We start from the raw sequence: 12,412 nt of genomic DNA on the forward strand, positions 1-12,412 counted from the left end.
GCGCTCACTCTGGCACGTGCGCGCCCCGGCGTCGATAGGGAGAACGGCGGTGCCGCGGGCTTCTTGACAATCGCGCAACGTGACCGGAATCATTCAGTAACATCAATGTTACCGGTCACATCAAGCTGTGAGGTGCTCGTGAGACGTCGTACTCTGCTGTCCGCGCTGGGGGCGAGCGCCGCCGCGGGTGCCCTGATCCGGCCCGGCGCCGCCCAGGCCGCCACCTACTCCGGCTACGCGATGGCGTACTTCACGGAGTCGCCGTCGATGAGCGCCGCCAGTTACAACCTGCACCTGGCGGTCAGCAGCGACGGCCTCGCCTGGACCCCGCTCAACCAGAACCGGCCGGTCGCGACACCGACCGCGGGCAGCGGCGGGCTGCGCGACCCGTTCATCCTGCGCAAGCAGGACGGTACGTTCACCGTGCTGGCCACCGACCTCAACGGCACGAACTGGTCCTACCAGAGCCAGTACCTGCATGTCTGGGACTCCACGGACCTGCGCAGCTTCCGCAACTACCGGCTGCTCAAGGTGCACTCGCTGGCCACCCACGCCTGGGCCCCCGAGGCCTTCTGGGACGCCGCCCGCGGCCGCTACGCCGTGGTCTTCTCCGCCGTGGTCAACGGGCACAACGTGCTGATGGTCTCCTACACCGCCGACTTCGTCACCGCCTCGGCGCCGCAGGTCTTCTTCGACCCCGGCTACGACGCCATCGACGGCAACTTCGTCACGGTCGGCGGCGTCAACTACATGTACTACAAGAACAACACCAACAGCACCCTGCTGGGCACCCGGTCCACCTCGCTGAACCCGGGCAGCTTCAGCGTCTACACCAGCGCGATCGGCCCCGGCCGGGGCGTCGAGGCTCCGCAGATCGTCAAGTCCAACAGCGCGAACGTCTGGTACATGTGGGGCGACACCTGGAGCCCGAACGGCCGGTTCTACTGCTGGCAGAGCGGCGACGTCGCGGGTGGGTCGTGGAGCCTGCTCAACGACCGCGCGTACACCCAGCCGCTGAACTCCAAGCACCTGGGCATCACCGCGATCACCGCGGCCGAGCTGTCCGGGCTCTCCGGCACGTGGGGCACGCCCTCCTGGAACCGGCTCAAGTCGTACAACTTCCCGGACCGCTACGTGCGGCACGCCGACGGGGTGGGCCGCGTCGACGCGTACCCGTTCGACCCGTACCAGGATCAGCTGTGGACGCTGGTGCCCGGCCTGGCCGACCCGGCCGGGGTGTCGCTGCGGTCGGTGAACTATCCCGACCGCTACCTGCGGCACGCGAACTACGCCCTGGTGCTCAACGCGAACGACGGCACCAGCGCTTTCAAGGCCGACGCCACCTTCCACCGGGTCGCGGGCTGGGCCGACGCCGGCTGGACGTCGCTGCGCTCGCACAACTTCCCGGACCGCTACGTGCGGCACAGCGGCTACGTGCTGCGGATCGACCCGATCACCGGCAGTTCGGCGGGCACCGACAAGCAGGACGCCACGTTCCACATCGGCTACTAGGCAGGGGTGAAGACAAGCAGGGGTGAGGACAAAGAGGCGCCGCTGCGAATTCCACGGGGGAAGAACTCGCAACGGCGCCGTACGACCAACTTAAACGACAACGCCCGGCGCTGTCTAACCGGTGGACTATCCACTTTCGGTCGTGTCGTCCTCAGTGCGCACCGATTCCGGCGTGGGCGGGGTGCCGGGAGCGGTCGGCCCGCCCAGAATGTCGAGCATCTGCAGCACCTGGCGGCGTACCGCCGGGGTCATGTCGCCCGCCCGCATGGCGATCATGCGGACCTGTCGGTCGGCGAGCTTGCGGCGCAGCTCCCGGGACTCCGGGTCGTCGTCGGCCGGGCCGGGCTCGCCGAGCAGGAACGAGGCGGTGACCGGCGCGCTGCCGGGCGCCCGTCGCTCGTCGAAGAACCTGGCGATCGCCTTGAGCACGGCGACGGTCGGGTTGGTGTTGGCCCCCGAGCGCAGTGTGGCGAGATACACACGCGAGACGCTGGTGTCGTGGGCCGGGTCGTCGGTGATCGCTCGGGCCACCTGCGGGGTCGAATACTCCCGGGTGCGCCCGCGGTCGTCGACCCAGGTGACGATGGCGAACAGCTCGTTCAACCGGGCTGCCACCGTGGCCGGCGGCCGGCCTGCACTGTCGGACATGTCGTCGAGGCTCCCACGCTTGTCGTCTCCGGTTAACCGCCGGGGCCGCGAATGCGCCTTGACCGGTGTGAGCCGTTAAATATAGTGTCGCAAAGTATTTGCGCGCCGACAGTGGACAACGCGGGCCTGTTCCGACCGATCACGGGGCGGCCGAGACCGGGCCCGCGCCTCACCTCACGGCGAGCTCCCGCGAGATCCTGGCGAGCCGGCGGGCGTCACTCTCCAGATCGTCGCCCCCGGGCACGAGGACGGGATCCGCGTCCACGACGGGGCCTTCGGCCTGCTTCGCGCTCAGCGCGCCGCGGATCACGGCGGCCCAGTGCGCCTCATCCCGCTGGGCGTCGACGCGGCCCGCCGACACCTCGAAGTACGGCCCCAGCAGCACCAGCCCGTCGCGGATCTCGACGACCCGCCGGTAGAAGCGGTAGTGGCTGCTGTCCCAGCCGAACCGGCCGCGCCACGAGATGGCGGGCACCCGACCCAGCACCAGCTGCGGGAACGCCTGATCCACCGCCGTCCACAGCGGCTCCAGCTCGCGGTAGTAGCGCCGGTGGGCGCGCCACAGCGGCACCGACACCAGCATGCCGACGACCGCCGCGTAACTGACGCCGACCACGAACGCGAGCGCACCCACGGCGACGCCGGACAGGTAGATGAGAGTGAGGACGCGTACGGCGGCCGGGGCCGGCTCGATCGTGGCCTGGAGCAGGGCCAGCACCGACTTGGTGGCGTCGGCGATCAGGAAGGCGCAGACCGCCACGCTCAGGATGATCAGACCGCGGCGCAGCCGGGCGGTGCCGGCGGCGCGCACGTACGCGATCGACCAGCGCAGCGACTGCGAGTGCGCGTACGCCATGTAGCCGAGCACGGCCACGACGAACACGGTGGCGTGCGGGCTGGCGCCGTTGGCCGTCTCGGCGGGGTCGGCGCGCACCGAGGGCGGAGCCAGGGCCCAGGCCACGACCGCGATCAGGATCCCGGCCGCCAACGGCACGGCCTGCAGGCGTACGGCGCGACGGGCAGCCCTCCCGCGCATGGAGTAGGTGAGGAACGCCAGCAGGAAGTACGCCGCGGTCATCGTGCCCACGTTGACCACCAGGCTGCGTACCCCGGCCCCCGCCCGGTCGAGCAGCGGCTCGAGCGGCGGCAGATTGGCCGTGAAGCTCAGGGTCGCGCACACCACGCAGGCCGCCACCGCACGCAGCGGCAGATCCTCCGGCGCCCGCCGGAGCTGGACGACCTTGTTGAGCACGCCGATCCACAACGCGACGGCGATGACGGCGAGCAGGACGGGCGCCACTACAGCCAGCCCTGGTGGTGCGACAGTGACGAGCCGAGCCGCTCGGCGCCGGCGGGATAGAGCGGATTGAGCACGCTGGCCCACTCCAGGATGACGGTGGCGATCAGCTCCGCCTCCCGCTCGTAGGCCGAGTCGTAACAGGTGCGGCGCAGCGCCCGGGTGCTGCCGCCGGGGCGCTCCTCCGGGGTGACCGCCTCCCAGGCCTGGTCATCGCCCTCGTCGCTGGGATGGTCGGCGATGAGGTGCCCGATCTCGTGCAGGATGATGTGATCCTGGTGCGGACGCGTGGTCTCGCGTTGGTAGAAGATGACGTCCATGGATTCCGTCATGAACCAGAGCCCGAACGGCCCTGGCACCCTGATCGGATGGTCCACCAGCCGGATCGGGCGGCCCCGCTGCCGGGCCAGCCGCGCGCACAGCTCGCGGACGTCCAGCGGCGGCCGCACATCCAGCTCCCGCAGCAGCGTCCGGCACCGCTTGCGCAGCCTGCGCTCGCTCACCTCGCCCGCCCCCTCGCCGCCGGTGAAGTCATCGAAGGATATCCAACAACCATGACGAAAGTACTCATCGCCGGCGGCGGCGTCGCCGGCGCCGCGACCGCGCTCGCGCTGCACCAGGCCGGAATTGCCTCGATCGTCCACGAGGCACACCCGTCCGGCGGGGAGGACGCCGGCGCCTTCCTGACCGTGATGGCCAACGGGATGGCCGCACTGGAGTCGATCGGCGCCGGCCCGGCCGTCGTGGCGGCCTCCTACCCGGCCGCGGCGGTCGAGCTCTTCAGCGCCGAGGGCGCGCATTTACAACATCGGGCGATCGAGGGTACGGCCCGCACCCTCAGCCGCGCCGCCCTGTACAGGGTGCTCCAGGACCTGGCGATCTCCCGGGGCATCCCGGTCGTGCACGGCAAGCGGCTGACCGACGCCGCGACCGTCGACGGTGGCGTCGAAGCCCGCTTCGCCGACGGCACCCGTGTCCGGGGCGACATCCTGGTCGGGGCCGACGGCATCCACTCACCGACCCGCCGCCTCATCGACCCGCAGGCGCCGACCCCGCGCTACACCGGCCAGCACGTCGTCTACGGCTACGCGGACGGCAACCCGGCCGGCAGCGCGCCCGACGCGTACCACATGGTCTTCGGCGCCCGCGCCTTCTTCGGCTTCACCGCCCCCGGCGACGGGCGCACCTGGTGGTTCGCCCGCCTCACCGGCGACAGCCGCCCCACCGGGACGACGGCCGCACAATGGCGCGAGCTCGTCCTCGACGCCGTACGCGACGACGCCACCCCCGCGGCGGCGATCATCGAGGCGACCGGCGGGGGCGTCGTGGGCGGCGACTCCTACGACATCCCGACGACGCCGAGCTGGCACAACGACCGGATGGTGCTGGTGGGCGACGCCGCGCACGCCGCGTCCCCGGCGGCGGCCCAGGGTGCCTCGATGGCGCTCGAGGACGCCGTCGCGCTGGCCGCCGCTCTGCGGGAGCACCCGGAGCCGGCCACGGCGTTCGCCGCGTACTCGGCGCGGCGTCGCGGGCAGACCGAGGAGACGGTGGCGGCCAGTGCCCGGATGGGCCGGCCGAGCGCCTGACATTCCCCCTCGTTCTGCCGCATAGTGACGGGGGTCACCTCAGGCGCAGAACCGTGGACAGCTGGGAGTCGTCTTGCGTGGTGTGAGACGAAGCCTGGACGCGGTCGACGAGGAGACCCTCGTGCGCCGGACGGCCACCGGGGACCGGCCCGCGTTCGACGAGCTGTACCGCCGCACGTCGCCGTGGCTCGCGGCGCGGCTGCGACGCCGGTGCGCCGACGAGGACGTGGTCGCCGACGTGCTCCAGGAGACGTACCTGGCGGTCTGGCGGGCGGCGGGCAGCTTCGCCGGCGCGGCCACCGAGGGCAGCGCGGTGGGCTGGCTCTGGACGATCGCCGCCAACCGGCTGGTCGACGCGTTCCGCCGGCGGGCCCGGCAGGCCCAGCTGCCGGCGGTGCCGCTGGCCGCGTCGACGGTGCCGGGCGCCGAGGACGAGGTCATGGCCGGGCGGATCGGCCAGGAACTGGAGCAGGCACTGCTGGTGCTGCCGGCCGAGCTGCGGGCGGTGCTGCGGTCGCTGGTCCTCGACGGGCTGTCCGTACGGGAGACGGCGCTGCTGCTGGGGGTGCCGGAAGGCACGGTGAAGTCCCGCGCGCGGCGGGCCCGCATCGCCATGCGCGAGGCCCTGTCTTGACCGCACACCCCGCCGTGCCACCCGTCCCACGCCGACGGGACCTCCGGCCCTTGGTCGCGGGACCTGCGCCCGGTAGGAATGACACATGATTCGTGTCTTCCTGCTCGACGACCACGAGGTGGTCCGCCGTGGCCTGGCCGACCTGCTGCACGCCGCCGGGGACATCGAGGTGGTGGGGGAGTCGGGGCTGGCACAGGAGGCGACCCGCCGGATCCCGGCGCTGCGGCCGGACGTAATGGTCCTGGACGCGCGGCTGCCCGACGGCAACGGCATCGACGTATGCCGTGACGTCCGGGCGGTGGACTCGTCGATCCGGGGGCTGATCCTCACCTCGTACGAGGACGACGAGGCGCTGTTCGCCGCGATCATGGCCGGCGCGTCGGGGTACGTGCTGAAGCAGATCCGCGGCACCGACCTGGTCGACGCGGTCCGCCGGGTCGCCGGCGGCCAGTCGCTGCTGGACCCCGCCGTGACCCAGCGGGTACTGGAGCGCATCCGGCACGGCGTCGAGCAGCCCCGGGAGCTGGCCTCGCTGACCGACCAGGAGCGGCGGATCCTGGAGTTCGTGGCGGAGGGCCTGACCAACCGGGAGATCGCCGGGAAGATGTTCCTGGCCGAGAAGACGGTCAAGAACTACGTGTCCAGCCTGCTGGCGAAGCTGGGTCTGGAACGGCGTACGCAGGCCGCGGTGCTGGCCACGAAGCTGCTCGGCGACCACTCGCACTGACCCGGTCACCGCGGGCCGGATGGCCCTGGCGGCGCGGCCGTGCCCGGGCGCACGGTGAGGGCGGATGCGAAGGAGGAGGGCCATGAACCTCATCGTCAAAGGCCTGACCGGTGCGGCACTGCTCGCGGCCGTCGCCTACGGACCTCCGGCACGGCGGTGGTATCTGACGTCCGGCGCCACGCCCGCGGAGGTCGCCGCGGCGATGCCCGGCGACGAGCTGCTGGCCGGCGCGGAGCTGGTCTCCACCCGGGCCGTCACGATCGACGCGCCGCCCGAAGCGGTCTGGCCCTGGCTGGTGCAGATGGGCAGCCACCGCGGTGGCGCCTACACCTACGACTGGATCGAGAATCTGTTCGGCCTGGACATGCACAGCGCCGACCGCATCCTGCCGCAGTTCCAGCAGCTCGCTGTGGGTGATGTGCTGCCGCTCGGTGCGGGCGGGCCGGGCATGCGGGTGGAGGTCTGCGACCAGCCCCGCACGCTGGCCTTCCGCTCGGCCGACGGGAGCTGGGTCTGGATCTTCGGGCTGTCCGCCGACCGGGGCGGGACCCGGCTGGTGAGCCGCAACCGGATCGCCCTGCCGCCGCGCTCGCCGGTCCGGCGGCTGGTCAGCCGGATGGTGCTGGAACCGGGCAGCCTGATCATGGAACGCAGGATGCTCACCGGCATCCGGGACCGCGCGGAGTCGAGGGCCGAAGGTCCCGCCGGCGACGTCCGTCGTCCTCTGAGCGCGGTGATCTCCGCGCCCCTAGATTGAGAAACGACCCATCCAGCAGTCAACGGAAGGAACACCGTGACCGCCGTATCGGAACACCAGGCCGGCACCCGCGACGACGAGCTGGTGCGCGCCCTCGCCGCTCCGGACGACACGGAGATCGCCCAGCTGGACGCCTGGTGGCGGGCCAACAACTATCTGACCATCGGCCAGATCTACCTGGGTGGCAATCCGCTGCTGCGTGAGCCGCTGACGCCCGCGCACATCAAGCCGCGGCTGCTCGGCCACTGGGGGACCAGCCCGGGCCTGTCGCTGATCTACGCGCACGTGTCGCGGCTCATCCGGCGTACCGGTCAGCAGTCGATCTATCTCGCCGGGCCCGGCCACGGCGGCCCGGCGCTGGTCGCCGCCGGGTATCTGGAGGGCACCTACAGCGAGATCTACCCGGACGTCTCCCAGGACGAGGCCGGCATGCTGCGGCTGTTCCGGCAGTTCTCCAGCCCGGGCGGCATCCCGAGCCACGTGTCGGTGACGACGCCGGGCTCGATCCACGAGGGCGGTGAGCTGGGCTACGTGCTGGTGCACGCGTTCGGCGCCGTGATGGACAACCCCGACCTGCTGGCCGTCGCCGTGGTCGGTGACGGCGAGGCCGAGACCGGCCCGCTGGAGGGCTCCTGGAAGGGCGTCTCCTTCATCAACCCGGCCCGCGACGGCGCGGTCCTGCCGATCCTGCACCTCAACGGGGCCAAGATCGCCGGTCCCACCGTGCTGGCCCGCAAGGACCCGGCCGAGGTACGCGCGCTGCTGCAGGGCCACGGGTACGAGATCATCGAGGTCGAGGGCGAGGACCTGCCCGGCATGCACTACCGCTTCGCCGCCGGCCTGGCCGAGGCCTGGGGCAAGATCCGGGCCATCCAGCGTTCGGCCCGTGACGGCGAGTGGGACGGCACCCGGCCGCGCTGGCCGCTCATCATCCTGCGCTCGCCCAAGGGCTGGACCGGCCCGGCCGAGGTCGACGGCATCAAGGTGACGGGCACCTGGCGCTCGCACCAGGTGCCGCTCTCCGGTGTCCGCGACAACCCGGAGCACCTGGCCATCCTGGACACCTGGCTGCGCTCGTACCGCCCGGAGGAGTTGTTCGACGCCGACGGTGCGCCGACCGAGCTCGTGCGAGCCCTGCCCCCCGAGGGTGACCTGCGGATGAGCGCCAGCCCGCACGCCAACGGCGGCCGGCTCACCGAGGACCTGGACATCCCCGACTTCCGGGACTACGCCGTCGAGGTGCCGCGTCCGGCGGCCCAGCACGCCGAGTCGACCCGCAAGCTCGGCGAGCTGATGCGCGACATCTACGCGCGCAACCCGTACAGCTTCCGGCTGTTCTGCCCGGACGAGACGAACAGCAACCGCCTCGGTGCCGTCTTCGAGGTCTCCGACCGCGGCTTCATGGAGCACGTCACGGACGAGGACGTCAAGATCAGCCGGGACGGCCGGGTCATGGAGGTGCTCTCCGAGCACAACTGCCACGGCTGGCTGGAGGGTTACACGCTCACCGGCCGGCACGGCATGTTCGCCACCTACGAGGCGTTCGCGATGGTCAGCGCCTCGCAGACGGTCCAGCACGGCAAGTGGCTGCAGGAGGCCAGGAACCTGCCGTGGCGGGCCAAGGTGCCCAGCCTCAACGTGCTGCTGACCTCGACGGCCTGGCGCAACGACCACAACGGCTTCTCGCACCAGGGCCCCGGCCTGATCCAGGTGGTGCTGACCCAGCGCGGCGACGTGGCCCGGGTCTACCTGCCGCCGGACGCCAACACGCTGCTGTCGGTGGCCGACCACTGCTTCCGGTCCCGCTCGTACATCAACTTGATCGTCATCGACAAGCAGCCCCAGCTGCAGTTCCTCACCATGGACGAGGCGATCGAGCACTGCGCCCGCGGCGCGGGCATCTGGGAGTGGGCCGGCACCGACGACGGCAGCAGCGACCCGGACATCGTGCTGGCCTGCGCCGGTGACGTGGTGACCATGGAGACCGTGGCGGCGGCCCAGATCCTCGAGGAGAAGCTGCCCGGACTGAAGGTCCGGGTGGTCAACGTGGTCGACCTGATGACCCTGGTACGCCCGAAGGACCACCCACACGGCATGAGCGAGACGATGTTCACCGAGCTGTTCACCGACACGGTCGACGTGGTCTTCTCCTTCCACGGCTACCCGGGCGCCATCCACCAGCTGGTGCACGGCCGCCCCGACGCCGACCGGTTCCGGGTCCGCGGCTTCATCGAGCAGGGCACGACGACCACGCCGTTCGACATGACGGTGCGCAACAAGGCGTCGCGCTACCACCTGGTGATGGACGCGATCAACAACGCCAAGCGGCTGCCGCGCGGGGCCAGTGACCTCAAGACCTGGTGCGAGCAGCAGCTGGCCAGGCACGAAGCGTACGTGGTGGAGCACCTGGAGGACATGCCCGAGGTCCGCGACTGGACCCTGGGCGACTGGGCCCAGCAGGGCTGACCCGGTCATCGCGGGAGGCGGCATCGGCTCCGGCCGGTGCCGCCTTCCGTGCAATGGGACGTTCGGCTCTGGTTTGTCCGCTCGAACGGATCCAAGATGGTGCCGGGAGGTGATGGCGACGATGATCTTCATGGTGCTGCTGACGATCACGCTGGCGGCCATCGTCGTGGCGACCGCCTGGTCGGCCGTCCGGAGCGCGGACCGGGAAGCCGCCGCCGAGCCGGCCGAGGCCGAGGTGGTGCCCGTGCCGGCGGTGCCGGAGACGCTGGAGGGTGTCCTGGCCCGGCAGCTGCTGGACGGCGAGATCACCGGGCCGCAGTACCGGCGGGCGGTGCAGCGGCTGGCCGAACGCGACGCGGACCGCCACCCGTTGTCGGTGCCCCGGGAGGACTGACCCCGGCCGACGTTCATTGACAAGCATCGATTGATGAATCACGATGGGGCCACCTCCCGATTGGGAGCGCTCCCAATCGTGAGGAGTCGATCCGGTGCGACGACGGCTGAACGTCCTGGTCCTCGCCCTCGCGGCGCTGCTGTTCGCGCTCACCGGCTGGCTGCTCGCCCCAGCGGCGCAGGCGGCCGCGGGCGACGGCTCACCGCGTGACCCCAACATCGCCTTCTACGGGCGCTGGGACACCGCTAACCCCGCCGCCGTCGTGCCGCACTTCGCCGGCGCATATCTCGTCACCGGCTTCACGGGCACCAGGGTCGCCCTGAGACAGCGGGCCGCCATCGACCTCTACTACAGCGTCGACGGCGCCGCCGATGTCTACCTGCGCAACGTCAGCGGCACGGTGAACCTCACCCCGACCCCGCTGCGGGCCGGTAACCACACGCTGCGGGTCTCCTACCGCGTGGTGGCCGGGTCGTACCACGGCGACGCCGTCTTCCAGGGGCTCGTGCTCGACAGCGGCGCCACCACGGTCGCCCCGCCCCGGCCCGCCCGGCTGGTCGAGTTCATCGGCGACTCGATCACCGTCGGCACCACCTCCTCGAAGAACGCGCTCACCGCGTACGGGTGGCTGACCGGTGAGCGGCTCGGCGCGGCGCACACCCAGATCGCCGAGGGCGGGGCCTGCCTGGTCAGCGCCGCCGACGGCTGCACCGGCATGGCCGACCGGTTCCTGCGCAACAACACCGCGGCCGGGTCACCGCTGTGGGACTTCTCCCGGTACCGGGCCGACGCCGTCGTGATCAACCTCGGCACCAACGACGTCGGGCACGGCGTCAGCAGCACCACGTTCCAGACCGTCTACACCCAGCTCCTGCGCGACATCCGGGCCAGATACCCGCAGGCTGCGATCCTGGCCCTGCAGACCTTCACCAAGCGGTATGCCGCGCAGACCCAGGCGGCCGTGCAGACCGTCACCACCGCCGGCGACCGCAACACCTTCTTCGTGCCCACCGACGGGTGGGTGCCCGCCGGCGGGCTGAGCGACAACGTGCACCCCAACGACGCCGGTCATCAGGCCATCGCGGCCCGGCTCGCCCCGATCGTCGCCGGCAAGCTCGCCGCCGCGGCGGTGACCCGATGACGGTCTCGGGGCGGCGCCTTTCCCTGCTCGCCGCCGTAGTCATGGCGGTGGCCGCCGGCAGTGCCGGCGTCACCACGGCGCAGGCGGCCGCGGCCCCGGCCTGCCGCGTCGACTACAAGATCACCAACCAGTGGGGTACGGGATTCGGCGCCGACGTCACCGTCACCAACCTGGGCGACGCGGTGACCGGATGGACGCTCGGCTGGACGATGGCGCCCGGCCAGGGCATCACCCAGGCCTGGAACGCCACGGTCACGGCAGCCGGGTCCGCGGTCACCGCCACCGGCCTGAGCTACAACAGCGCGGTGGCGTCGGGGGCCTCCGTCACGTTCGGCTTCAACGGCACCCACACCGGCAGCAACCCCGTACCGGCGTCGTTCACCTTCAACGGCACCGTCTGTGGCGGCCCGGCCGGCACGCCGTCACCGACCGGCGGCACCGTTTCGCCGACCCCCGGCACACCGTCGCCGACGCCCTGCACCGGCCCGAGCACCCCGCCGGCCTCGCCGTCGGCACCGGCCGGGCGGGTCAAGATCTGGATGGCCGGCGACTCGACCATGGCGAACGCCAGCGCTTGCCCGGTCGGTTGGGGCAGCCAGTTCGCGCCGTACTTCACCAGCGACGTCACCGTGCAGAACAGCGCCGTCGGCGGCCGCAGCATCCAGACCTGGCTCTACGAAGGCAACGTCACCGGCACCAAGAACGCCGCCGGCGAGTGCATCGTCAGCCCGACCACCTACAGCTCGCGGTGGACCGCCATGCTCGATGCCACCAACGGGATGCGGGCGGGCGACTATCTGTTCATCCAGTTCGGTATCAACGACGGCGACTCCGCCTGCCCCCGGCACGTCGGCGCCGCCCGCTACCAGCAACTGCTCGGCATGATGGCCCAGGCCGCCAAGGCGCGCGGCGCCAAGCCGATCTTCGTGACCCCGGTCGCCGCGATCACCTGCAGCGGCAGCACCGCGGTGGGCAACCGCGGCTTCCTCGCCGAGACGCGGAGCGCCGCCACCGCCAACGGCGTGCCGCTGATCGACCTGCACCAGCGCAGTGTCGCGTTGTACAACTCGCTGAAGCTGTGCCCGAACAACGGCGACTACAGCGCCGGCGCGGTCGGTGCCTTCTTCTGCAACGACCACACCCACTTCGAGACCGCGGGGGCCCGGCAGATCGCCGCCCTGATCGCCGCCGCGTTGCGGGAACAGGGCATCGCGCTCGCCTCGTACCTGCGCTGACCGCGGAATGCG

The 12,412-nt window shown here is 71.4% G+C and carries 12 protein-coding genes; 9 read left to right on the plus strand and 3 right to left on the minus strand.

Translation table 11 applies throughout. From position 1 onward, the window contains the following. Positions 1-138 precede the first annotated feature (138 nt). The gene (locus tag ACQP2Y_RS23565; protein WP_433716886.1) at positions 139-1,512 is read left to right on the plus strand and encodes a glycoside hydrolase family 43 protein; all 1,374 of its coding nucleotides are present in this window, start codon (positions 139-141) and stop codon (positions 1,510-1,512) included. A gap of 126 nt (positions 1,513-1,638) precedes the next feature. On the opposite strand, the gene ACQP2Y_RS23570 is transcribed toward ACQP2Y_RS23565, so the two are convergent. From ACQP2Y_RS23570 to ACQP2Y_RS23580, 3 genes are all read right to left on the minus strand, one after another. Next, positions 1,639-2,127, minus strand: a complete 489-nt coding sequence (locus tag ACQP2Y_RS23570) for a hypothetical protein (RefSeq protein ID WP_433732039.1) — start codon at positions 2,125-2,127, stop codon at positions 1,639-1,641. Positions 2,128-2,329: 202 nt separating this feature from the next. Next, positions 2,330-3,460: an MAB_1171c family putative transporter gene (locus ACQP2Y_RS23575; protein ID WP_433716889.1), complete on the minus strand. Its 1,131-nt coding sequence runs from the start codon at positions 3,458-3,460 to the stop codon at positions 2,330-2,332. Continuing rightward, entirely contained in the window at positions 3,460-3,960 is a 501-nt protein-coding gene (locus ACQP2Y_RS23580) for a hypothetical protein (RefSeq protein ID WP_433716891.1), read from the minus strand. Before ACQP2Y_RS23580 ends, ACQP2Y_RS23575 begins: the two co-directional genes overlap by 1 nt. A gap of 51 nt (positions 3,961-4,011) precedes the next feature. Here ACQP2Y_RS23580 and ACQP2Y_RS23585 point away from each other — a divergent pair, with 51 nt between their 5' ends. The 8 genes from ACQP2Y_RS23585 to ACQP2Y_RS23620 all read left to right on the plus strand — a co-directional run bounded on the left by ACQP2Y_RS23585 (position 4,012) and on the right by ACQP2Y_RS23620 (position 12,400). After that, on the plus strand, positions 4,012-5,046 hold the full coding sequence (locus tag ACQP2Y_RS23585; RefSeq protein ID WP_433716893.1) for an FAD-dependent monooxygenase: 1,035 nt from the start codon (positions 4,012-4,014) through the stop codon (positions 5,044-5,046). Positions 5,047-5,128: 82 nt separating this feature from the next. Further along, positions 5,129-5,680, plus strand: coding sequence for an RNA polymerase sigma factor (locus ACQP2Y_RS23590; protein ID WP_433716895.1), 552 nt, complete (start codon positions 5,129-5,131; stop codon positions 5,678-5,680). Positions 5,681-5,765: 85 nt separating this feature from the next. After that, positions 5,766-6,407: a response regulator transcription factor gene (locus tag ACQP2Y_RS23595; protein ID WP_360835323.1), complete on the plus strand. Its 642-nt coding sequence runs from the start codon at positions 5,766-5,768 to the stop codon at positions 6,405-6,407. An 82-nt stretch (positions 6,408-6,489) separates the two neighbouring features. Further along, complete coding sequence (locus ACQP2Y_RS23600; protein WP_433716897.1) at positions 6,490-7,164, plus strand: SRPBCC family protein; 675 nt, start codon at positions 6,490-6,492, stop codon at positions 7,162-7,164. Between the two features lie 84 nt (positions 7,165-7,248). Continuing rightward, on the plus strand, positions 7,249-9,630 hold the full coding sequence (locus tag ACQP2Y_RS23605) for a phosphoketolase family protein (protein WP_433732041.1): 2,382 nt from the start codon (positions 7,249-7,251) through the stop codon (positions 9,628-9,630). 112 nt (positions 9,631-9,742) lie between these two features. Further along, positions 9,743-10,024 carry a hypothetical protein gene (locus ACQP2Y_RS23610; protein WP_433716899.1) on the plus strand — a complete coding sequence of 94 codons (282 nt, stop codon included), beginning with the start codon at positions 9,743-9,745 and terminating at the stop codon, positions 10,022-10,024. Positions 10,025-10,118: 94 nt separating this feature from the next. Next, on the plus strand, positions 10,119-11,165 hold the full coding sequence (locus tag ACQP2Y_RS23615) for a GDSL-type esterase/lipase family protein (protein ID WP_433716901.1): 1,047 nt from the start codon (positions 10,119-10,121) through the stop codon (positions 11,163-11,165). Then, positions 11,162-12,400, plus strand: coding sequence for a cellulose binding domain-containing protein (locus ACQP2Y_RS23620; protein WP_433716903.1), 1,239 nt, complete (start codon positions 11,162-11,164; stop codon positions 12,398-12,400). The genes ACQP2Y_RS23615 and ACQP2Y_RS23620 overlap by 4 nt, the downstream gene beginning before the upstream one ends. Positions 12,401-12,412: the final 12 nt, after the last annotated feature.

The sequence above is a fragment of the Actinoplanes sp. CA-051413 genome (assembly GCF_050955795.1).
GTDB lineage: Bacteria > Actinomycetota > Actinomycetes > Mycobacteriales > Micromonosporaceae > Actinoplanes.